Below are 23,455 nucleotides of genomic sequence, written 5' to 3'. Positions count from 1 at the left end.
AGCTTCCCTATTCAAACAAACGGTTATGTAAACTCTTTAAAGCTTCTGTTTTATCTTTGGTATTGATCAGCAGGGAAATGTTGTAATTACTTCCTCCATAAGAGATCATACGGATCGGAATGTGTTTGATAGAATCCAGTACGCGGGCAGCATAACCATGCTTATCTGCACTGAAATCTCCTACTACACACACAATACTCTGATCGTTATCGATCTCTACTGAACCGAAAGCATGAAGCTCTTCTACGATTTTATCCAGATTATCGGTGAAATCTATGGTTAAAGAAACGGCAACCTCTGAAGTGGTAATCATATCGATCGGCGTTTTGTACCTTTCAAAGATTTCGAATACCCTTCTCAGGAAACCATAAGCCAATAACATTCTGCTCGACTGGATCTTGATTGCTGTAATGCCGTCTTTTGCCGCAATAGATTTGATCTTTCCTTTTTCACTGTCTGTAGAAATCAAGGTTCCTGCAGCCTGTGGTTCCATCGTGTTCAATAAGCGAACGGGAATCTTATATTTCTGAGCCGGGAATACCGACTGCGGATGTAAAATCTTTGCCCCAAAATAAGCCAGCTCTGCAGCTTCATCAAAAGAAAGATGAGAGATCGGTTTGGTTCCCTTCACAATCCTTGGATCGTTGTTGTGCATCCCGTCGATGTCTGTCCAGATCTGAACTTCTTCTGCCAGGATCGCCGCACCGATTAAGGAAGCCGTATAATCACTTCCGCCACGTCTGAGGTTATCGACCTCACCAAAGCTGTTTCTGCAGATGAATCCCTGAGTGATGAACAGCTTATTTCCCTTATGCTGCTCCAGTAAAGGCTGCAGGTGTTTGGTACTATAAGGAACATCAGGCTCATTGTCTTCATCGATTTTCATGAAATCAAGGGCCGGAAGCAATACTGATGCTACACCGATAGATTTCAGGTAAATATGATATAGGGTGGTCGACAATAATTCTCCCTGTGCCAGTACAACTTTCTCCTCTATCGGAGTAAAAAGATCGTTTACCAATGAGCTTAAGAAACCGAAATGATAGTCTACCACTTCCTGTCCCTGCTCCCTGAATTCGTTTTCAGGTAGTAATTCAGCCACAAATTCATTATATTTCTGGTGCAATGCGTTAATTAAGCTTAACGCCACCTGTTTATCCTCCTTTAAAAGTTTGCCTGAAATTTCCACTAAACTATTGGTTGTACCAGACACGGCTGATAGGACCACAATTTGCTCTTCGGCCGGATTAATGATATCCAGCAACTTTTTCATGCGCTCAGGGCTTCCTACGGAAGTTCCTCCAAACTTTAATATCTTCATTTAATTGAGGTAAGAATTTTATTTTTTGATAAATTGGCTATATACTTGTATTTGGGCGTGAAATTAAAAAAATCGCTGATATTTAACGCTAAATACACAAAATAAAATTTGGAATTATGCAATTTATTTGTCTTTCCACAAAACATGGTATAAGCAATTTTGTTTATCCCCTAACTGATCAAAAGTTATAACATAATCATATGCAATTAGAAGCCGCAACCCTAGACACCATCAACCAATGGCTTAATGGTAATTACGACACAAAAACAAAAGAAGAAATCCAACAGCTTTTAGACAATGAAGCCTTTACAGAGCTGACAGACTCCTTTTACAGAAGTCTGGAATTTGGAACAGGAGGATTACGTGGAATCATGGGTGCAGGATCCAACAGGATCAATAAATACACCATCGGAACTGCAACACAGGGCTTGTGTAATTATCTGCTGAAAAAATACCCTGGTGAAAAGGTAAAAGTGGCCATCGCGCACGATAGCCGTAACAATTCAGATTATTTTGCAGGCATCACTGCCGACGTGTTTTCTGCCAATGGAATCCACGTTTATTTTTTCAAAGCACTGAGACCAACACCAGAACTTTCTTTCGCAGTCAGAGAACTGGGTTGCAAAAGTGGGGTGATGTTAACCGCATCGCATAACCCTAAGGAATACAATGGTTATAAAGCCTATGGCGCTGACGGCGGACAATTCACGGCTCCTGACGATACCATGGTAATGGATGAGGTGGCAAAAATCAGCAGCATTGACGAGGTGAAGTTCGATCGCATTGAAGCGAATGTGGAACTGATCGGAGAAGAAATTGATCAGCTTTACCTGGATAAAATCACGGAATTATCGGTATCTCCGGAAGCAATTGCCCGTCAGAAAGACCTTAAAATTGTATACTCTCCTATTCACGGTACCGGAATCACATTGGTTCCGCAGGCATTGGCGCAGTTTGGATTCACCAACCTGACCCTTGTAGAAGAGCAAAGTAAACCTGATGGAAATTTCCCTACAGTAGTGTATCCGAATCCGGAAGAAAAAGAAGCCTTAACCCTGGCTCTTAAAAAAGCGGAAGAAATTGATGCCGACCTGGTATTGGCAACAGATCCGGATGCAGACAGAGTGGGTATCGCCGTAAAAAATAACGACGGACAGTTTGTATTGCTGAACGGAAACCAAACCGGAAGCTTATTGATCAACTATTTATTGAGTGCATGGGAAGAAAAAGGAAAACTTACCGGCGATCAGTACATCGTTAAAACCATTGTGACCAGTAACCTGATTGAGGAAATTGCGAAAAAGAAAAACGTCACCTTCTACAATACCCTTACCGGATTTAAATGGATCGGCCAGCTGATGACTAACCTGCAAGGCAAAAAGACCTTTATCGGAGGTGGTGAAGAAAGCTATGGCTACCTGATCGGAGAATTGGTAAGAGATAAGGATGCAGTCGTTTCCTGTGCGTTCATCTCTGAGATGACTGCTTTCTATAAAGATAAAGGCAGCAGCTTATACAATGCCATGTTGGATATGTATGTAGAATACGGCTTGTATAAAGAAGAACTGGTGTCCATTACCAAAAAAGGTAAAACAGGAGCTGAAGAGATCAAAGCCATGATGGAGAAATTCAGAAATAACCCGCCTGCAACGCTTGGAGGTGCTCAGGTAGCAACACTGAAAGATTATGAGCTGGGTACAGAAACAGACCTGATCAGCGGAGAGAAAAAGAAACTGGAACTTCCTAAATCGGATGTATTGCAGTTCATCACCGCTGATGGTAGCATTGTATCGGCAAGACCATCGGGAACAGAACCTAAAATCAAGTTCTATTGCAGTGTAAATGCACCGCTAAAAGATAAAGCAAGCTTTAAAGAAACTGACGCCAGATTGAGCGAAAAGGTTAAAGCGATCATGAATGATTTAGAGGCTTAAGCCTCTAAATCATCTTTCAATAAATTTAGTAGGTAAAATCACCTTACTTCTTTCAGTCTGGGGTAATGATCTATCCGCAGAAAGTTCCTGAAGAATGATATCAATGATTTTTTCGGCGATCTGTTCTATGGGTTGATCAACCACACTGATTGGAGGAGTATGAATCCGGAATACATCCTGGTCATCATAAGCCACAATCATAAAACCATCATTAATCGGCTTCTTAATCGTTTTAAGGAAAAATAAACCTCTTACGGCCAGGTAATTTGTAGAAAAGAATACGGCATCAATCTGAGGGTTCTCTTCAAACAAAACTTTTAACCTTCGGTTGGTATCCTCTTCCGTGCTGTCGAACGGAATTTTAACCAGCGTACGCTCATTGGCAGTGATTCCATGATCCCTCAATGCTTTCTCATAACCCAGAAAACGGTTGTTGATCTGATCAACTTCCACATCTACCGTTACAAAAGCAATATTTTTTCTTCCCTTGTTGATCAGAAATTCTGTTGCAGAATAACCACCCTCAAAGTTGTCGACCACCACATAGTTCACATCCAGATCAGGCAAGTTCCTGTCGAATATCACTACCGGAATGCGGTCTGCAAGCAATTCTTTGATATCTTCTTCAATTCCCGGAACAGGAGCAATAATATAGGCATCCACTTTCCTTGACTTAAACATTTCGATCAGGTCTCTGGCTTTAACCGGATCATTCTCTGTACTGGAATAACTGATCTTATACCCTTTTTTATAAGCTTTATCTTCAATAAGCCTGGCTATAGCGGAGAAAAACGGGTTGGAAATATCTTCCACAATCAGGCCGATGGTTTTTGTATTACCAGTCCTCAGGCTTCGTGCAACCTGGTTTGGCTTAAAGCCAAGCTCCTTAATAATCTCTTCTACCCGTTGGATCACCTCCTTGCTAATGCGCATCTTTTCGGCCTTGCCATTTAAGATAAAGGAAACGGTAGTGATGGATACTTCTGCTCTTTTTGCAATATCCTTAATAGACGGAGCTTTCATTTGTAAATTAATTTACCGCCAATCTATAGAATTAATTGTTAATCTCCTCAAAATATTTACCTGCAATTTTAACAAAAGCATCTTCATTGAGGGGTTTATGCATATAAGTTACAATTTCTTTGTTCGCAGAAGCCATTAATTCATCGTCCGGGTTCAGGGAGGTGGTCAGCATGATCACAATTGTCCTTGACTTGTGCGCCTCATCGATTTTGCTGTATTCCTCCATAAAATCCCATCCACTCATTCCTGGCATATTGATGTCCAGGAAAATAATTCCCGGTCTGGAGGTGTCTTCGTCATTTTCATATTTACCGGAAAATGTGAGGTAGTCCAGGGCTTCCCTTGCGGAGGTAATCGACTTGACATGGACTTCAATATTGGTGTTTTGAACTATTCTACGGTGTATGTAGTTGGTCGGGATATCATCATCAACTAATAGCACACAGTTAAGGTCCTTAAATTTCTTCATTGGGATATATTGTTTTTCAGGCTAAAACAAAACGTACTGCCTTGATCCAGGACAGATTTAACAAAGATCTCCCCCCCATGGAGCTCCACTATTTTCTTACAATGCGACAATCCGATTCCATATCCTTCATAGTCCTCATGACTATGGAGACGCTGGAAAATCGAAAAAATCTTTTCTTTAAACTTTCCTTCTATCCCGATACCGTTATCAGCAAAATCAAAGTTCCAGTACTGCTCATCCTCTACGGCAGTAATCTGAAGCTTAGGAAGCACATCCTTTTTCCTGAACTTCAGGGAATTGCTGATCAGGTGATGAAAAAGCTGTTTTAACGCCTGTCCATATCCATACACTACAGGAAGATGATCGTATTCTATCACCATTCCCGAAGCTGCAATTTCCTCTGAAAGTTCTGATTTCAACTCTTCCAGTATCAGGTTACAATTTACCAGTTCCCTGGGCGCAGGTGTTCCCAACCTCGCATAATCCAGTAAACCTTTAATTAAATATTTCATTTTCTCTGTAGACTCAGAGATATACTTCAGGTATAAATTCCCGTTCTCATCAAACAGTTCCGCATATTCCTTTTTCAGCAGGCCGATAAAATTGTTTACCGTTAACAATGGTTCCTGTAAGTCATGAGAAGCGACATAAACAAATTGTTCCAGCTCCTTATTTCTGAATTCCAATAAGCGGGCATACTCTTTCAGCGCCTTCTCCGCGTTTAACTTATCAGTAAGGTCGCGGGTGAATTTAGAAAAGCCCATCAGCTTATTATCTTCATCATAAATACTGGTAATCGTCACATGAGCCCAGAATAGCCCTCCATCTTTTCTGACCCGCCAGCCACGGTGCTGCACTTTTTTTTTCTGAGTGGCCTTCTCCAGCAAAAGATCAGGAATCCTGTTCTTCCTCGCCTCTTCCGTATAGAAATTTCTGAAATCCATACCCTTTATTTCCTCTGCAGAATACCCCTTAATCTTTTCCGCACCTTTATTCCAACTGCCCACCTTTCCGTGTTGATCCAGAAACAGAATTGCGTAATCCTCTATTTCTCCCAACATTTTTAAAAGTAAGGACTGAGGACTACTTGAATTATTTTGCATTTACCAGGAGATGAATTTTTTCCTGATTTATTCAAAAGTCAAGCCATAACAAGTATTTATACCTGTATTCAGGTATAAATACTTGAATACAGATATTTTCTGATATTTAAGTTAAAAAAAATGTCCTTCTTTTTTCCCAAGTGGGGAATTGGGGAACTACAGGTTAATTCCTGATTTGCCCATCGCCTCTTACCACCCATTTTTCTGTTACCAGTTTTTCCAGGGCAAAAGGTCCTCTGGCATGCAACTTTTGAGTCGAAATTCCGATCTCTGCACCAAGGCCAAATACCTGTCCGTCTGTGAATCTGGTAGAGGCATTCCAATACACCACGGCGGCATCAACTTCTTCCAGAAAGCGCGTGGCCAGCAGGGAATCTTCAGTCACAATTGCTTCCGAATGTTTCGACGAGAAATCGGCAATATGATTCAGCGCATCGGCTGTATTTTTCACGACTTTAACTGAACATTTATAATCCAGAAACTCTCTTCCGAAATCTTCCGCCGCAGCCAGAACCAAATGGGGATAACCGCTCTTTTCCAGAAGATGAAAGGCCTGTTCATCTGCAAAAATTTCAACCTGATGAGCAGCCAGTAAAGGGGATAAAATCTCCAGAAAATCTCCGGCTATCTCCTCATCCACCAATACCGTATCCAGGGCATTACAAACCGATGGACGGGAGACCTTGGCATTGACAACGATCTCCGCCCCTGTCTGCAGTCTGGCGGTTTTTTCGATATAAGTATGGCATACACCTGCACCTGTCTCTATGACCGGCACAAGGGCGTTTTTGCGGACAAATTCAATCAGTTCATTTGATCCCCGGGGAATGATCACATCGATGTATTTCTCGGCCTGCAGAATATCCAGAATATATTTCCTCTCTGCCGGCAACTGCTGTACCACATTCGGATCCAGTCCTGATTCTTTCAGTACCTGCTGAATAAGGGAAACCAGGAAAAGATTGGTATGATAAGCATCCTGTCCGCCCCTCAGCAGACATACATTTCCAGACCGGATACATAAAGAAGCCACATCAATGGTCACATTCGGTCTGGATTCATAGATAACGCCTACCACTCCGATGGCGACCGTCTTTTTCTGAATAAACAAACCATTTTCCATCGTCCGTTCCGAGATCACCTGATTAGTCGGATCAGGTAAAGCAGCCACATCTTTAAGTCCCTGTACCAATGCGAGGATACGCGCCTCATTCAATAACAGGCGGTCCTTTTTAGGATCAGTATCCGGCATTTTCTGCAGGTCTTTTAAGTTCTCTGCAATGATTTCCGTTGATTTTCCGGAGATCAATGCGGCCAGACGCAATAAGACCTCTTGTTTTCCGGCATCACTTAAAGAAGCAATGGAATACCTCGCTTTTTTAGCGTTGATCAGTTGATTTTCTATAGTTTCCATTTGCTTTACAGGATAACGATATCGCTGGCATTGGCGATCTCGAGGTTATGTTGTTTTAAATTTTTCAGGATCGCATCAGAAGATGCTTTTGCCCTGGCTACTGCTACAATATTTTTTTTGTCGTCCACAATCTCAAATATTTCTCCATTTTCGAACTGCTCTACGACTTCCACCACGCCAACTGCCAGCAGACTTTTGCGCTTCCTGATTGCCTCACAGGCCCCAGCATCGACCATCAATCTGCCTGTAACCAGACTTCCGCTGGCCAGCCATTTATTTCTGGCAGAAATAGAACAGATTTTAGGCGTACATACCGTTCCTGTTTTCTCTTCTACTGCATCCAGAATGCCGTTTGGCGTACGGATGCCAAAAATCACCACCCTGATCCCCATTGTAGAGGCCAGATGGGCAAATGTAAGCTTGGAAACCATTCCGCCCAGTCCAAGGTCGGAGGTTTTCTTATCCGCGAGAGAAAAGACATCATTATTAATGGAATCAATTTTATCAATTACTTTTCCGTCTTTATCCAATACTCCGGGAACAGAAGTGCCCAGCAAAATCAGCGATGCACCAAATCCAACGCCCAATAGTGTGGCCAGTTCATCGTTATCTGAAAACTTAAGCTCCAGGTCGCTCACCACATCATTCTCATTGGCAATCGGGATCAGCCCGTTCTTCCACAATTCCTCATAAGTATCTTTGAGTTGCAAAAACTGGGTTCTGTTAGAGAAATGCTGGCGTTCGCACAAGCTCTGGGCCATTTGAATGCCATAGGGATGAAAATGTTTTGAATAGGTATTTAACAAAATGGGGTTCCCTATCGAGGCCGCAGCCTTTCTTTCAGAGATTTTCCCTTTGTAATTCCTGATGTATTGCTTTCCTGCAGCAACTGCACCGGAAGAAACCAGGATTAACCGGTAATCTTTAGCCAGCTTTGCTACCTGAGCGGCAACATCCGCAATGACGCCCTCATCAAGTTCTCCTTTTGAAGTCGTGATGGAAGCAGTGCCTAATTTCAAAACAAGTATCGGCTTATTCATTTCTTTGTGGTTGAGTTTTATTTGGGTTTGAGGTTTATTTTAGATAAAAACCCTAAAATAGACAATTCACCGCATTTTTTATCATTTTCGTTACAATCAACCCGCTCATTTAAAACAAAATCATCATCTGAACAAAAATTTGTCCGGATATGGTACAAAAAGATTTGCATTTCTTTATTTTACCTCGGGAATAAAAAGCAAAAACAAGAATTATGACGCCCAATAGAGAAAACAACATAGAGATCATTTTCCGGCCGGCAAAAACTGACCAGGAGTTTGAACAGATCCTGGCCTTGCAAAAGGCCAATCACCTCGCTGCTGTACCTGAAGAGCATCAGGAAAACCAGGGTTTCCTCTTCGCACAACATACATTGGAATTGCTGAAGGAAATGGCCGCCGAAGAGCCTCAGGTAATCGCGCTGCATCAGGATAAAGTGATTGGATACAATTTAGCGATGCCAGTGAGTTTCCGGAACAAAATACCTTCGCTGATCCCCATGTTCAATGAATTTGATAAAGTCAGTTATAAAGGCAAAGCACTCAATGAGTACCGTTATATCGTCGGCGGACAAGTATGTGTTTCATCAGATTACAGGGGAATGGGATTGCTTCATCGCTTATATGCGGAAACAAAAAACCTGGTCGAAGACCGCTATGCCCTATGTGTAACAGAGATTGTATCCAGAAATCTGGTGTCTATGAAATCACATGAGAAGGCTGGATTTGAAGTTGCCAGCTCTTACCATGACGGCAGTCAGCATTGGAACATTGTGGTACAGCAGTATTAAAAATGAACTTCAAATAAAAAACCGTCAGTCCCGAAACGACCGGAGCTGAGGGTTTCAAAATACCTGAATTCATTAACAAGTACCCTGATCAGGTACCATGATTGGTTTTAAACCAATGAAGCATCCAGGGTAATCTCCATGGCATAAGCTTTACTTACCGGGCAGTTTGCTTTAGCTCCGGCTGTAATTTCCTGAAACTGCTCCTCTGAGATTCCTGGAACACTGGCTTTCAAAACCAGGTGTGAGCTGGTAATCACACCATTATCCAGGGATATGGTCGCCTTGGTTTCCAGAGATCCTGGTGTAAAACCTGCTTCAGTCAGATCCAGGCTCAATTTCATGGTAAAGCAACCGGCATGTGCCGCCGCCATCAGTTCTTCCGGATTGGTACCGATACCATCTGCAAAACGACTGTTAAAAGAGTATTGCGTCTGGTCTAATACCTTACTATCCGTACTCAGGTGACCTGCACCTTCTTTAATTGTGCCATTCCAAACGGCTGTTGCATTACGTTTCATATCAATTTATTTTTAGGGTGTTTCAAATCAAATTTATCATTTGCAAACAAAAAACCTTGTTCTACACAAAAGAACAACTGTACTGCTCAAATCAGCAGGAATTGTACCGGTCTGCCTCAAAATAAATTTACGACTTTTGTCATTAATTCAATTTAAGAAACATGTTAAAAAATATGCAGGTAGTTCCTTCTACTTTAAACGACATAGAACAGATTTTCGAATTATACGATGCCGCTATTGCCTATCAGAAGACCGTATTTAATAAACACTGGCAGGGTTTCGAGCGCAGCCTGATTGAGCGGGAACTCAGCGAACAGCGACAATGGAAAATCCTCATCGACGGACAGATCGCCTGTATCTTCGCCATAGACTTCAATGACCCTTTGATCTGGAAAGAGAAAGACGCAGATCCTTCCATATACCTTCACCGTATTGTGACCAATCCGAAATTCAGGGGTGCCAATTTTGTCAATGAAATTGTGGAATGGGCAAAAGTATTTGCTGCAGGTAAGGGTAAAGAATATATCCGTATGGATACCTGGGGCGACAATCCCAGATTGATTGCCTATTATGAAAAATGTGGGTTCAGTTATCTAGGAAACATTATCCCTACTGCTTCCAGCATATTGCCGAAGCATTATGAAGACATTGAGCTTGCGCTTTTCGAGATTCCCATTGAGGAAAAACAGTCCGTGGAGGGAAAATAAAAGAAAAAAGGAAGAGACAGTAAGTCTCTTCCCAATCCCCCTCCCCTAAAAACCTAGGCAATAGTTGCCGTTAGTGTATTGTTGCTGATTACCGTAGCGTATATTTTCAACGTCCTCGTCGTACCGGTTGTATTCTGTGGCCCCTGAAGTACGGCACCGCTGGTACTATATTCTGAAGCATGCAACTGACACTGGATCTTATTTAAGCTCTGTTTCCAGACCAATGCCCCTTGCTGATGCGGGCAGAGCGCTTCAGTAGCTACAAAAGAGCTGCTGGTGTTTCCTGCCGCAATTCTAAAGAACAACACCCCATTTGCCGTCGCCTGGTCGCCGACGGCTAACAGTTGAGAAGCCAGGTTCACAGAAGCGGTATTTCCGCCACCTCCTGGTGGATTTGGAGTGGGGTCCGGTGTACCAGTATCACCTTTGCCACCACATGCCTGAAAACAGGATCCTGAGCATACCAATGCCAGCCCAAATCCTAATGATTTGATAAATTCGTCGCGTTCCATAATTTTTAGTTTAGTAGATATCTGACCGTTTATCCGGGTCTTTATTTTTAGATTTAAACAAGGTGAAATTCCTGGAGATCGTAAAGCCGAACCTGACGCCGCCCTTGGTCCATGATTTTTTAGTATTGGTGATAAAGTTATTCTCCAGAATATATTCGGAATTCATAAAGTTGAGGGAAAATATATGCCCGCCTGTTTCAATTTCCAACCCTACCCCCAGCGGATTGTAATAAGCCTGACTCAGATCAGTAGGTCTCGACAAGCCATTTACCAGGGTATAATCTGCTACAAAAGAGAAACGTTTAGTCAGTTTCATTCTTCCGGCAAACCCCACAGAAACCAGGGCTTCCGGATCTCTGGTATCAGAGACATTCTTTCTGAGCGTCAGCCCCGGCATTACCTGTAAAGAAAGCCTGGAAGAAATTTTCCTGGAGATGATGGATTGAAAAATCCAGGAAAAACGGTCGCTATATTTAGAAAACTCGTTTTCGCTAAACGGCTCTCGGGCAATCCAGCCCATTTGTGCAAACAGGGTCAGGTTTATCGGCATCGTTTTGGCCAGATCCTGTTGCAGCAGCTTATATTTCCCGGAGAAGTTAAACATTTCCTCCTGTTTGCTTCTGCCCACTCCTACGGTAAAACGATCAGACACTCCATAATCCAATCCGATAAACAAATCGGAAGCTACATCCAGGCCGTATAGGGTATGTGCACTTCCAAATTTTCCGCCAATATCACCAAAGTGGTGCCTGATGCGTAAATCCAGGTCATGTTTCTTTTCCGTTTCTGTAGAATGAGACAAGACCACATGTGTTGATTTGAAGGTAGCGGCTATTTTTTCCTTCTTATCTACACTGTCCAATGTCTTCAACAGCGAGTCTGCATCCTGTGCATGGGCACCGGCAGCGATCAGCAATATGGGAACCAGAAATCGTCTAAACTTTTTCATGATGCTTATTATTTTAACTGATTAAACTTACCCTCTACTTTGATATTGATCTGCTCTGCAATTTTCGTGAACATCAGCTTTGGAATCTTAATTTTATGGTCCACACAGGCTACTTTAAATGCTGCAGAAACCTGTATTTCTCCATTACTGATGCTGATCTTTCCAGGAATTGTTCTTTTTTTATCTACGCCATGAACGGTTAATATTCCAGTCGCCGTTACCTGATACACCCCATCTTTACCCAGATCCGGTCCCGGATCAATAACCCCCTTAAATTTTGCCTGTGGATAGCGTTCACTCTCCATATAATTCTCGTTAAAATGCTCCTGCATTAGTTTACGATCAAACTCAAAACTCGTTATCGGTACCTGAAAAGCGATTTCCCTTCGCTCCTTAATGATTACCCCACTACACTTATTACTCACTGCACGGATGTCTTCCAATGGTGTAGAGGAATACAATGCCAGCTTAATATTTTTGCCGAGAAAGTTCTGTGCTGTAGCATTTAGCTGAATGGCTAAAAAGACTCCTGCAAGGAGCAGCCTTTTTATGTTATTTATCCAGGTCATAGCGTATTTTTAAAGAAATCCCACTTGATTTCAGGTTCACTTTACCTTCACCAACCCCCGTTAATGGTATCTTAACGAAAGGCTCTACTCCTATTTTAAATTTCTCGGTTTTCAGTTTGATAAAGTAAGTAGCGGAAAGATCAACCACACTCATCAGGTGTTGATTCGCATTCCTTTTCTCCACCAGACGATCTGCTATTCCCGATCCGGGTGTATATTTAAATGTATAATCTTCTTTCAGCATCAGATAACTGGAAAGCCCAAGGTTCAGGTCTATACTCCTTTGCTGATTCTCTGCCACCGTATAGGAGGCGATCAACGGAATTTCCAACACCGCACAGGAAGCATCAATTCCGGATATCAATCCCGGAATTTTTGAATTTCTCATGCGATAGGCATAACTATCCGTTGCATAATCTTTAACACTATATTTAAGTCCGGTCTGAAGCCTGAAATTCTTTGCAATTCCCATACTGAAAGTCAGTCCTGCATTAAAACCTCCCTTACCACCAATGAGTGACGAAGCAGAGTTAAACTCAGGTCCTGCGCTTAAAGCAAGGCTCATCGGAACAGGTCTTTTTAAATTTGTCCTGATTTTCTTTTTGTCGGCCTCCGCAGCTTTATTTACAACAGGTTCAGTTTGTTTGGATAATCCGGACGGGCCTGTATGGTCGTAAGGAGTTAAAGAAAGTCCTGCAAGTTTTGATTCTCCAAATACATGGGTAGCATTCAAATCCGTTTTTTTCAGCTCAGCCAGATATTTAGTTTGCCCTGCCCTGTTAACCTGCTCTGCACCATTTGCAGCAATTTCTTCTTCGATAAGCCTTGTTCCATTAAGCTGATGCTGAGTTCCTGATCTGTTTTCAGACAACAGACTTTCATTTCCAATCTTTAACCCATCATCTTCAGGCAATACCTCTTTATTTCCAGACCTCAGTTCTTCATTTCCAGGTATCGACTCTTTTTTCTCCTGAACTCCTTTTATTTCTTTAACCAGCTCGGGTTTATTTTTTTTCGGGCCTGATTTATCAAAAGAATAATATCCGATCAATCCAACTAAAAGCAACAGCGATAACACCACACTCCCCTTCCTGAACAGAACTACACGTTCTCTTCTTCTGAGTTTATGTTCCATTTTGTCCCATGCCGCTTCCTCAAACTGTGGATCAGCATCGAACACCCTTTTTCTAAAGGCGGCATCAAACTCGTTATCGTCTAATTCCATAATGGTGTTTTAACTTGGTTTATTTTATATTTTACTTTATGATCAACATCTGATCAGGTGGTTTTAAGCATTTTTTTCAATTGTTCTCTGGCCTTAAAAAGGTTTGACTTAGACGTTCCTACGGAAATCGAAAGCATTGAAGAAATCTCTTCATGAGAATAACCATCAATGGCAAACAGATTGAAAACAGTTCTGTATGCAACGGAAAGCTTTTGTACCAGTTTAATCAGTTCTTCATAATGAATATGAGCAAGGATACTTTCCTGATCCTCCATCTCATGTTTTGCATTTAATTCTTCCATTTCCATACGCCTTATTTGCTTTCTGTAATGATCTATTGAAGTATTGATCATAATGGTACTCAACCATGGTGTAAATGGTTTTGATTTATCATACCGGTGAATATTGATGAACACCCTCAGAAAACCATCATTAACCAGTTCAATCGCTTCATCTTTATCCTTCGCGTAACGAATACACATCCTCATGGCATAGCTATAATATCCCTGATAAAGTCCTTTCTGACTTTTCCGGTCTTTCTTTTTACAGCCATCTATTAAATCCTGAATGATTGAGTCGTCCACGTAAAAAAGTTAAATCATTATATACACAAGTACGCAGGCAACCTGGAATAGGTTGCCTGCATATTGAAATTTAATGAAATATTTTGTGGAATTGATTACAGGTATAAAAAAGGCCGGTTATTTCCCTTTATTGTGGTTCCGTACCAATTTGATTTTGATCTTCCCATCTTCCCCGTCGGTTGCCAGCAAATGAAGTACAATACCCTTCATCCGGCGTTCCTGAATTTCTTTTTTATCGGTAATGTCCTCGTCTTTTTTTGGATTTCTAAGTGGGACATCCACCTCTATATTCGTTCCGGTAGACATCGAATAAATTCCGGCAACATCCATATTGAGAATGCTCGAATTGATCTGCATCGGATTGATTTTAATCCGGGGTCCCATGATGTCAAATCTGCCGTTCAGGTTTTCGAAAGTAATGTTATCCAGATCCCGGAAAGGGAAAGCAAATTTACCCACGTTTCTGATGGGATCGAATTTTAGTAAAGCCCCTCTTTTAACGTCAAATGCAATATTCCCCCTCAGGGAGTTGGTTACCAATTTACCCTGATCGGTAATCGATCCCCCAATCTTTGTTTTGGAATACAAAAAGCCTTTCAGGTTTTTCGAGGTCAGACTTTTCAGTCCGAAGTTGTCAAAAGAATAAAAGAAATTTTTAATGTCTACATTGCTTAGGGTGGTATTGATAGAAAAATGATTCAAACCTCCTTTTTGAGAGATGTTTCCATCTACTTTCAATGAACCTCCCCCATGTTTAACACTGATGTTTTTTAATCCTATTCCGGACTCTGAAAGAAAAAGATCTGCGGTAGCGTCCGTGGCCACAAACTTATTGTAATACACTTTTGCCACCCTTAAATGCATATCGACCATACTTTTTTCAAAGAGGTCGTTCATATCATCCGAAAAATTACTGTGCCTGGTGTTTCGCTTCGCTTTCCTCGCTGGTTTGCGGCTGCCCAGAAACCCAAAAAATTCCCCAAGATGCAGTTCCGGACTGGTGATCTGCCAGTTCAACAGGATTTTTTCCGGAGCGGTATAATACAGGTTTAAGAAATTGCGGATCGTCCCATCCATCAACACCACACTTTTACCGCTCTGCAAGCGGATATTTTTAATAAAAAGATCCTTACTCGTAAAATTAAGTGAAATCGCGGTATTCGTAAAATTCAACTTTCTGGGCACATAGCTTACATCTGCATTTACAATGTCTACCACCCCGGTCACAATGGGTTTCGACAATTTAAAGTCTACAATATCTGCCCGGTAAGCCAGCCTCACATTCGCAACCCCTTTAGTAAATTTCAGAGTCTCTTCTCCAATAGCTTTATTGAGCTTAGAGATTTCAAATTTCGATTTGAATACGCCTGTAGCAATAGGTTTATCCAGATTATGGATAAACATGGTATCAATTGAAAAAGGCATTTCACTATAACTTCCTTTAAACTGGTAGAGTTTTATGGCGGAGTTCGCATCTGTGAAGCCCTTGCCCTTTTCATAATTATTGGTAAAAACCCCTTTAAAGTTGCAGCTATCGACAACCGCACCTGGGGTAGTCAGCACATTATCCTTTACCAATGCCGTTACATTAATCTCAGGATCACCACCCGGCCCCATATTTCCTGCAAGCGTACAGGTGACATCTATAGGTACCTTCAGGTCAAACATATTTAGTTTAGCGCTGATATTCGGAGCCAATAGCGCCGCAGCATCCTTCCAAAGAATACCAGGAGCTTTAATATTAATGGTAAACTCCGTGTTTTCTTTTGAGGTATCAAATTTAGCACCAATCAGGAAAGGGTCTTTTCCAATATTCAATTGATTAGGTGCCACATCAATTATTCCGCTATCTTCATTATAGTTGATCTTAAAAGGACCTTCCAACAGTTTATCCTTTATAAAACTTCCCCTCCTGGTATTAAAAGCCAGACTTCTGGCCAGGGTCTTCAGCTTTAATTTTGCTTCCCAGCCGGAAAAGGAATAATCCATATCCCCCTTCAGCTCATCTACATCAAACTGAAAAAGTTTATGTCCTTTTTGATTGTCCACCACAAAATTCACCTTACTCAGGTTGAATTTTTTCAATCTTGCATCTGAACTATCCTCCTCATTTTCGGGCTTTTTCTTTTTATCTTTCTTTCTGAAGATTGCCGTATTGCTATACCCATTGCTGTCGGTATACAGGTAAATGGTGGCATTACTGATGCCTATTTTCTTAATCTCAATCGTACCCGTCAACAAAGCCATGGTATTTACGGAAACGTCAAAGTCTTTCGCATCCAGTAAAGTATGCTGGTGTTGTTTCCAGAGACTGTCCTTCATCACCACATTTTTGAGACTGATGGAAACGCCGGGGAAACCTTTAAAGAAAGTAGGCTCCATATTTCCGATGGTCAGACTACCATTGAGGTTCTTGTTCAGTTGTTTGGTGATGGTTTCCAGCAGGGCTTTCTTGTTGGCATTGACATACAATCCAAGTGCAGTGAAGACAATCAGGACTAAGGCTACGAGGCCTGCGAATATTTTGAGGGCTATTTTAGACCAGCGAGGCAGTTTTTCCATTTAAATAGCTAACATTTTTGAGCTGCAAATTGTTTTCAAACCGGCATAAAGCTGGAGTATAATCAATAATACGAAAAATATGCCTTAATTAACCTGCCGCCGGTAACCTTCTTCTCTATGCTTACGTCTCATGCCTATAGAAACGAAAACCATGACCTTAGAGATTAAAAACCTAACCAAACAATACAACCAGCAAAAAACAGGACTATCTGATTTTTCCATTACCATTGATAAAGGGGTACTGGGCTTGCTTGGCCCGAATGGCGCCGGAAAATCCACCCTGATGAAGATTATTGCGACCATCAGCAAACCAACCCGCGGCACCTTGTTTCTGAACGGAGAAGACATCGCCAAAAATCCAGACAGCATCCGAAAAATACTGGGTTATCTGCCACAGGATTTCGGGGTTTATCCCAACCTGAATGCCTATGAATTCCTGGAATATATTGCCGCAATGAAAGGTGTCGGAGGACCGGGCCTGCGCAAAAGGATTGATATGCTGCTCGATGGCGTGAACCTGACGGCAGATGCCAGACGCCCCATAGGAAGTTATTCCGGAGGGATGAAGCAAAGAATCGGAATTGCCCAGACACTGCTCAATGACCCGAAAGTATTGATCTTTGATGAACCTACCGTAGGTCTTGACCCCGAAGAGCGGGTCCGTTTTCGTGACCTGATCTCGGAAATGGCCAGTGAGGCAATCGTTATCCTTTCTTCACATATTGTTTCCGATATTGAAACCATAGCCGACGAAGTGGCCATCATGAAAAGCGGAAAGCTGATTGATAAAGCCATCCCTTCGGCAATCATCGGAAGAATTGAAAACAGGGTTTTTGAAACCACCATTGCTCATACTGACCTGGAAGCTTTTAAAGCCAGACACCAGGTGATCAATACCAGCAGACAGGCAGAAAAAACACAACTGCGCTACATTTCCAATGCTACGGAGATGGAAGCCGGAGCCAGAAATGTAACCGCCGGTTTAGAAGATGTCTATTTATTTTTAACCCAAAATCAGCATTAAGGCTTTGAACTATCTATATCCCATCATTAAAGCAGACTACCTGCAACGCAGCCGTAGTTATGCCTTCCTCATTACGCTTGCCGTAACCATTTATGCCGCCTGGTCTTTTGTTCCAACCCCCGATGCAAACTACACCACCTTTACCATGGCCGGGTATCGGGGAGTCTACAATTCCGCATGGGTAGGCCACGTATCGGCTATGATGAGTACGCTTATCCTTTCCTTATGTGGTTTCTTCCTGGTAAACAGCGGGATAAAAAAAGACATTGAAACAGAAGTTGGGTTGATCATTGCCACCACACCAATTTCAAATTTTGGTTACCTGCTCAGCAAACTCCTGAGTAATCTGCTGGTCCTGCTTACCATTTCCGGTTTTGCACTTTTAGTGGCCATTCTGATGTTTTTTGTCCGAAGTCATGGTTATCCTTTTCAGCTCAGTGATTTTCTGTTGCCTTACTTTCTGATGGTCGTTCCTGCGATGTTTCTGGTCTCCGGCCTCGCCATATTGGCCGAGGTATTTCTGGGTAGGAAAAGCATTCTGCAATACCTCATCTACATTCTGCTTTTCGGTGGAATCATGAGTAATGTCAATAACAACAATGAAAATCAGGTGGAGGTAATTACTGATGCTTTTGGATTAAGAACGGTAGTCAACAGTGTAAAAAACAAAGTGAATACCGATTTCAATGAACATATTGAAAAGATATCCCTTGGCTATACGATTCATAGCAGAAATGACTATAAAACTTTTGTTTGGGAAGGCGTTTCCTGGACTGGATTTTACCTCTTCAGCAGGATGCTATGGATGGGGTTTATACTTTCAATGGTCTACCTGTCCTCCTTTTTCTTCCACCGGTTCGATTTTAAACAAGCGATGAAAAAAGAAAGAAAAAAAGAGGAAGAAACAGCTTCAACAGGAACAATTGCTACCCGAACCATTTTTCATAAATCTGCGCTTCCGGCCATCATACCGGCTTATGGCATTTTTCCATTCTTCAAAACGGAGCTGTTGCTCATGATCAGAAAAGATTCAAAATGGCTATGGGCGATAAATATCGGCTTGTGGATCGCCACGCTGTTTGTCCCTTTAACATTTGCCTGTTCCTTTCTGCTTCCGGTACTGTTGTTCCTTCAGGTGAGCAGAATATCAGACCTCAGCACAAAGGAGAAAACCAACCGGATTCATTATTTCACTTATGCCTCCTATAAACCCCTGCAAAGAATGCTACCGGCGCAAATTATTGCAGGTTTCAGCTTATTGCTGATATTGGCTTTACCGGTCATCTGTCGCCTGTTACTGGCCTCCAACTACATGGTTATGCTCCAGGTCATCAATGGATCCCTGTTTATTATATTGCTCAGCACCTGCCTTGGCATCATTAGCGGCAGCAAAAAACTATTCGAAATTCTGTTTTTTGCATTGACTTATATCGTTTTTCAGGGAATACCTCAAATGCATTACCTTGGCGCGTTAGCTTTTGAGAACTATGCTGGAATGATGGGTATCATTCTTATGATAAACATACTGCTGTTGATCTGCAGTTTTGTGATAAGAAAGCACCAGACGAGAAACTTGTAAAAAAATGGCCATAGTTTTTACACCATGGCCATTTTTATAAGTTTTCATCAACACTACCCTGCAGTCTGCAAATTTAAAGTCTCTGTTGTATTTGATCTGATTACTTTTGTCATTTCAACATTATTGCTGAGCAACTGTCCATAAGAAGGAATCATTTCTTTCAATTTTGCCTGCCATTCCGGGCTTTTCACTTTTTCTCCGAAACAACGTTCCATTAAGGTAATCATAATTGATACTGCAGTTGAAGCACCAGGTGAAGCGCCCAGCAATGCTGCAATAGATCCGTCAGCAGCGGTTACCACTTCCGTTCCAAACTCCAGAATTCCACCATGCTCTTCATCCTTTTTGATCACCTGAACACGCTGGCCTGCTGTTTCCAGCTCCCAGTCTTCCATTTTAGCAGTTGGCAGATATTCCCTCAACGCCTCCATTCTGTCTTCCGGAGATTGACGTACCTGGTTGATCAGATATTTAGTCAGCGGCAGGTTATCCAATCCGGCGGAAATCATCGGACGGATATTGTTTACTTTAATGGATAGAGGAAGGTCCAGCAAAGAACCATGTTTCAGGAAACGGGTAGAAAATCCGGCATAAGGACCAAAAAGCAATGCTCTTTTGCCATCAATCATACGCGTATCCAGGTGAGGTACCGACATCGGAGGTGCTCCTACCGAGGCTTTACCATACACCTTTGCATCATGACGTGCAATGACATCCGGATTGATACATTTCAGCCATTGCCCGCTTACCGGGAAACCACCAAAACCTTTACCTTCAGGAATATCAGATTTCTCCAATAATGGAAGAGAACCACCTCCAGCACCGATAAATACAAATTTTGCTTTTACTACTCTTTTATCTCCGGTTGCCTCATCTTTCACTTTAACTTCCCACAGACCGTTCTTTTGTTTTAACTTTTTAACTTCATGATGAAAATGCATGTTTACATTTTCTTTTTTCTGAAGGTGATTGAACATCATTCGGGTTAAGGCACCAAAATTCACATCCGTTCCCAATGTCATTTTTGTAGCAGCTACCTTTTCGGCAGGATCACGTTCGTCCATGACCAATGGCATCCACTCTTTTAACACCTTAGGATCTTCAGAATAGTCCATTCCCTGAAAAAGGAGGCTTTGCTGAAGTTTTGAATAACGTTCTTTTAAAAACTCAACATTCTTCTCTCCCCAGACAAAGCTGATATGAGGAATGCTCTTAATAAATGTTTCCGGAGATCCTACCAGGTTATGCTGAACCAGGAAAGACCAAAACTGTTTGGATACTTCGAAAGATTCGGCAATGGCTACTGCTTTTGCGGTTTCTACAGAACCATCTTCCTTTTGAGGGGTATAGTTCAATTCACAAAAGGCAGAATGTCCCGTACCTGCATTATTCCAGGCATCAGAACTCTCCGCAGCAGCGACGTCCAGTCTTTCAAAAATTTCTATGGTGATATCCGGCTGCAATTCTTTGAGTAACATCCCTAGGGTCGCGCTCATTATCCCCGCTCCAATCAATACCACATCCGCAGTTTTTTCCGAATTACTATTCTTACGAGTCATTTATTTGAATTTTTTTGCAAAAATACAATACATAATCAAATAATACTTCAAAAAATCAGATGTTTTCCTAATTATTCTTCTCTTTTTTTGAACGGATCCAAAAACACAATACCCATTTTAGGTGAAATTTCATTCCATCTAATTTTATTGCGTATGTTGACACCCTTCTTTCCTTCAATTCTGTAATATTCACAAATAGAATAGAAATACCCTATCTCATCCTCTTGCTCATCTCTTTGTCATTTTTAGTTTCAGGCCGGCCAGAAACCAGCTGGGTTCTCCTTTGCACCAGGCTTTTATTTATATGAGCTTTTAATGGATATTTGCTGAGGGTTGACAGGGCCTTAATACAGCTGATAGCCAATTCAACACTGATTAATGGCACACTATTAGTAGAAAAAAAACTCAGATAAATGGAAAGCTGGTATAAACAACGTACGTCTGCAAGGTAAATTCCGGTCGTCATCATATTGTTTTTACAGAGAACTTTGAGTAACTTGGATTAAAACAATTAACCTATTGATTATGGCATTATCTCCTTATGGTCCTCATGGACCAGTTATCGGAAAAGTAGGAAATCTGGTTTCCTATATCTTAAACGGGCAGGTCGTTACACGCACCATTGGCCACAAACGCAATAAACACAGTAAAGACCAGCTGGCCAATTATCAGGCTATGACGGTAACGATGAACCTGTTAAGGCCCATCACTGCTTTTATCAATTCCAGTTTTGAAATTGAAGCAAGAGGAACAGTTAAAAATCAGCACAACCTGGCTACTTCCTACAATAAAAAACAGGCCTTAAAAGGCGAATATCCCAACATCAGAGTGGATTACAGCAAGGTGGTACTGAGTTATGGCAATTTACCGGTTGCAGAAAACCTGAAAATGCAGAAGACAGATACCGGCCTGCAAATCAGCTGGGATACCGGTAATGGAAGACGGGATGACATGGTCATGGTGCTGATTTGCCATCCATTAAAAGGCTTATCCAGCGGTAGCATTAACGCCTGCCGGCGGGATGCAGGAGCCCATTTCTTCCCCCTTTCCAAGGAAGATCTGGCACAACAACTGGAAGCCTATATTTGCTTTAAATCGGCTGATGGAAAGCAAATTTCTGACAGTGTATACCTGGGCAATTTCAATGGCGAGGCAGGCAGTCCTGAAGAAAAAGCACAACAGGAAAAGTATCAGTTACTAAAAAACAGGTTTGATCATATCTCCGCAGAATATTTCAGGATTATCGACCTTCGTATCACTACTGAACTGAACACCAAAGCCTTCCGGAACCTGGAAACAGAGTATAATGCACTCAAACTGAAGCTTGAACATCTGCCAGGAAAACCCAGCTGAAAAAAGCGAAAAAAATAAGAAAATAACTATCTTTCAAAATAATTACAGACAGCCCATTCTTCATTTCTAAATAGGTGATTACATGACTATGCCCAACGAAAATTTCCCTCAGATCATCACCTTAACAAAATTAAGGTCTGCCATACTGAAAAGTGTGGAACAATTGAATACAGAACAGTTAAACCGGATCCCGGAAGGTTTTAACAACAATATCATCTGGAATGTGGCTCATTTAATCGCCAGCCAGCAGAACCTTTGTTATGTAAAATCCGGACAGGAGGCTCTTGTCCCTGATTCCTTTATCCAATCCTATAAACCAGGCAGCAAACCCGAAAAACCGGTCTCTGCCGAAGAGATTGAACACATTAAAGCACTTCTGATTAGCACTACAGCACAATTGGAAGCAGACCTTAACACGCCTAAGTTTGACCATTACAGTGCATGGGTAAACAGCTACGGACTAGAACTGAACAACATCAATGACATCCTCAGCTATCTCCCCTTACATGAAAGCATGCATCTTGGATATATTATGGCATTGAAACACCTCGTTTAAAATAAAGCTATGAAACTATTACTCTTCCCCATGATATTGCTATGGCTGGCCCCGGACCCGCCAATGACCATTGAGCGCGACCGTGACCGGTGGAAACCTTATTATACCGATACTGCCCCAAATGCAGTAGCCAGTAAATGGTATCTCCCTTTTGATGTGGCTAACCGCAAAGACGCCAGACAAATCAGGGTGGTCAGTATTTTCGGAGACCATCGCGACAGCTACCTGAAAGGCCATGTACATACCGCTATAGACATCAATCCTTTAAAGCCTAAAAGTAAACTGGTTAGCGTTTATCCAATGGCAAAAGGCATTGTCTGCTCCGTACACCTTGGCGAAAATCAGCGCACAGTAGTGCTTAAACATAAATTGCCTGATGGTAAAATCATGTTTACTTCTTACAAGCATTTAAAAGAAGTTTATGTCAGCAATGGCCAGCAAGTAGACGAAAACGTAAAAATTGCCCGTTTATTTACTCCTGTAGAGTCAAAGAAATATGGAGGTGATTACCATCATTTACACCTGGAAATCAGAAAAAGTTTTGACGATTATGGTTGTGCCAGCTGGCTGACCATGAACAAAAAACAGCTGGATCTCCGCTTTTTCAATCCACTTGTTTTTATTAAGGAAAACCTGAAGCCCTAATAAGTGTTGTATTGATGATCA

Annotated in this window: 22 protein-coding genes; 8 read left to right on the top strand and 14 right to left on the bottom strand. The window is 41.8% G+C overall.

The features are described from left to right. Positions 1-7 precede the first annotated feature (7 nt). Entirely contained in the window at positions 8-1,321 is a 1,314-nt protein-coding gene (locus BFS30_RS20330; RefSeq protein WP_069380968.1) for an aspartate kinase, read from the bottom strand. Between the two features lie 200 nt (positions 1,322-1,521). Here BFS30_RS20330 and BFS30_RS20325 point away from each other — a divergent pair, with 200 nt between their 5' ends. After that, positions 1,522-3,255, top strand: a complete 1,734-nt coding sequence (locus tag BFS30_RS20325) for a phospho-sugar mutase (protein WP_069380967.1) — start codon at positions 1,522-1,524, stop codon at positions 3,253-3,255. 9 nt (positions 3,256-3,264) lie between these two features. Here BFS30_RS20325 and BFS30_RS20320 read toward each other — a convergent pair whose 3' ends face one another. From BFS30_RS20320 to proB, 5 genes are all read right to left on the bottom strand, one after another. Continuing rightward, entirely contained in the window at positions 3,265-4,278 is a 1,014-nt protein-coding gene (locus tag BFS30_RS20320) for a LacI family DNA-binding transcriptional regulator (protein WP_069380966.1), read from the bottom strand. 31 nt (positions 4,279-4,309) lie between these two features. Next, entirely contained in the window at positions 4,310-4,747 is a 438-nt protein-coding gene (locus BFS30_RS20315) for a response regulator (protein WP_069380965.1), read from the bottom strand. Next, positions 4,744-5,850, bottom strand: a complete 1,107-nt coding sequence (locus tag BFS30_RS20310; protein ID WP_237028620.1) for a sensor histidine kinase — start codon at positions 5,848-5,850, stop codon at positions 4,744-4,746. Before BFS30_RS20310 ends, BFS30_RS20315 begins: the two co-directional genes overlap by 4 nt. A 163-nt stretch (positions 5,851-6,013) precedes the next feature. Then, on the bottom strand, positions 6,014-7,264 hold the full coding sequence (locus BFS30_RS20305; protein ID WP_069380964.1) for a glutamate-5-semialdehyde dehydrogenase: 1,251 nt from the start codon (positions 7,262-7,264) through the stop codon (positions 6,014-6,016). Between the two features lie 5 nt (positions 7,265-7,269). Next, complete coding sequence (gene proB / locus BFS30_RS20300; RefSeq protein WP_069380963.1) at positions 7,270-8,304, bottom strand: glutamate 5-kinase; 1,035 nt, start codon at positions 8,302-8,304, stop codon at positions 7,270-7,272. A gap of 212 nt (positions 8,305-8,516) precedes the next feature. Between proB and BFS30_RS20295 the strand changes: the two genes are divergently transcribed. After that, complete coding sequence (locus tag BFS30_RS20295) at positions 8,517-9,092, top strand: GNAT family N-acetyltransferase (RefSeq protein ID WP_069380962.1); 576 nt, start codon at positions 8,517-8,519, stop codon at positions 9,090-9,092. Positions 9,093-9,199: 107 nt separating this feature from the next. On the opposite strand, the gene BFS30_RS20290 is transcribed toward BFS30_RS20295, so the two are convergent. Next, a complete protein-coding gene (locus BFS30_RS20290; RefSeq protein WP_069380961.1) occupies positions 9,200-9,610 on the bottom strand; it encodes an OsmC family protein in 411 nt (136 codons plus the stop codon). Positions 9,611-9,771: 161 nt separating this feature from the next. Here BFS30_RS20290 and BFS30_RS20285 point away from each other — a divergent pair, with 161 nt between their 5' ends. Further along, on the top strand, positions 9,772-10,317 hold the full coding sequence (locus BFS30_RS20285) for a GNAT family N-acetyltransferase (RefSeq protein ID WP_208602992.1): 546 nt from the start codon (positions 9,772-9,774) through the stop codon (positions 10,315-10,317). Between the two features lie 53 nt (positions 10,318-10,370). Here the strand turns inward: BFS30_RS20285 and BFS30_RS20280 are convergent, their stop codons facing one another. The 6 genes from BFS30_RS20280 to BFS30_RS20255 form a co-directional block, all read right to left on the bottom strand. Continuing rightward, the gene (locus BFS30_RS20280; RefSeq protein ID WP_069380960.1) at positions 10,371-10,829 is read right to left on the bottom strand and encodes a ubiquinol-cytochrome c reductase iron-sulfur subunit; all 459 of its coding nucleotides are present in this window, start codon (positions 10,827-10,829) and stop codon (positions 10,371-10,373) included. A gap of 10 nt (positions 10,830-10,839) precedes the next feature. Next, positions 10,840-11,778, bottom strand: a complete 939-nt coding sequence (locus tag BFS30_RS20275; protein ID WP_069380959.1) for a DUF5777 family beta-barrel protein — start codon at positions 11,776-11,778, stop codon at positions 10,840-10,842. Between the two features lie 8 nt (positions 11,779-11,786). Beyond that, the gene (locus BFS30_RS20270) at positions 11,787-12,347 is read right to left on the bottom strand and encodes a YceI family protein (protein WP_069380958.1); all 561 of its coding nucleotides are present in this window, start codon (positions 12,345-12,347) and stop codon (positions 11,787-11,789) included. Next, on the bottom strand, positions 12,331-13,572 hold the full coding sequence (locus BFS30_RS20265; protein ID WP_069380957.1) for a hypothetical protein: 1,242 nt from the start codon (positions 13,570-13,572) through the stop codon (positions 12,331-12,333). Before BFS30_RS20265 ends, BFS30_RS20270 begins: the two co-directional genes overlap by 17 nt. Before the next feature lie 53 nt (positions 13,573-13,625). Further along, on the bottom strand, positions 13,626-14,156 hold the full coding sequence (locus BFS30_RS20260) for an RNA polymerase sigma factor (RefSeq protein WP_069380956.1): 531 nt from the start codon (positions 14,154-14,156) through the stop codon (positions 13,626-13,628). Between the two features lie 117 nt (positions 14,157-14,273). Continuing rightward, positions 14,274-16,718, bottom strand: a complete 2,445-nt coding sequence (locus BFS30_RS20255) for an AsmA family protein (protein WP_237028619.1) — start codon at positions 16,716-16,718, stop codon at positions 14,274-14,276. A gap of 130 nt (positions 16,719-16,848) precedes the next feature. Between BFS30_RS20255 and BFS30_RS20250 the strand changes: the two genes are divergently transcribed. Next, positions 16,849-17,742: an ABC transporter ATP-binding protein gene (locus tag BFS30_RS20250; protein WP_208602991.1), complete on the top strand. Its 894-nt coding sequence runs from the start codon at positions 16,849-16,851 to the stop codon at positions 17,740-17,742. A gap of 4 nt (positions 17,743-17,746) precedes the next feature. Further along, a complete protein-coding gene (locus BFS30_RS20245) occupies positions 17,747-19,321 on the top strand; it encodes a hypothetical protein (protein WP_069380955.1) in 1,575 nt (524 codons plus the stop codon). Positions 19,322-19,374: 53 nt separating this feature from the next. On the opposite strand, the gene BFS30_RS20240 is transcribed toward BFS30_RS20245, so the two are convergent. Next, complete coding sequence (locus tag BFS30_RS20240; RefSeq protein WP_069380954.1) at positions 19,375-20,880, bottom strand: malate:quinone oxidoreductase; 1,506 nt, start codon at positions 20,878-20,880, stop codon at positions 19,375-19,377. Between the two features lie 525 nt (positions 20,881-21,405). Here BFS30_RS20240 and BFS30_RS20230 point away from each other — a divergent pair. The 3 genes from BFS30_RS20230 (at position 21,406) to BFS30_RS20220 (ending at position 23,434) form a co-directional block, all read left to right on the top strand. Beyond that, a complete protein-coding gene (locus BFS30_RS20230) occupies positions 21,406-22,233 on the top strand; it encodes a DUF6266 family protein (protein ID WP_069380952.1) in 828 nt (275 codons plus the stop codon). Between the two features lie 82 nt (positions 22,234-22,315). Beyond that, positions 22,316-22,789, top strand: a complete 474-nt coding sequence (locus BFS30_RS20225) for a DinB family protein (protein WP_083252135.1) — start codon at positions 22,316-22,318, stop codon at positions 22,787-22,789. Between the two features lie 9 nt (positions 22,790-22,798). Further along, on the top strand, positions 22,799-23,434 hold the full coding sequence (locus BFS30_RS20220) for a M23 family metallopeptidase (protein ID WP_069380950.1): 636 nt from the start codon (positions 22,799-22,801) through the stop codon (positions 23,432-23,434). The last annotated feature ends 21 nt before the right edge of the window (positions 23,435-23,455 follow it).

Origin of the sequence: Pedobacter steynii (assembly GCF_001721645.1) — a bacterium.
GTDB classification, from domain to species: Bacteria; Bacteroidota; Bacteroidia; order Sphingobacteriales; family Sphingobacteriaceae; genus Pedobacter; species Pedobacter steynii_A.
This window is presented reverse-complemented; position numbering and strand designations above follow the sequence as displayed.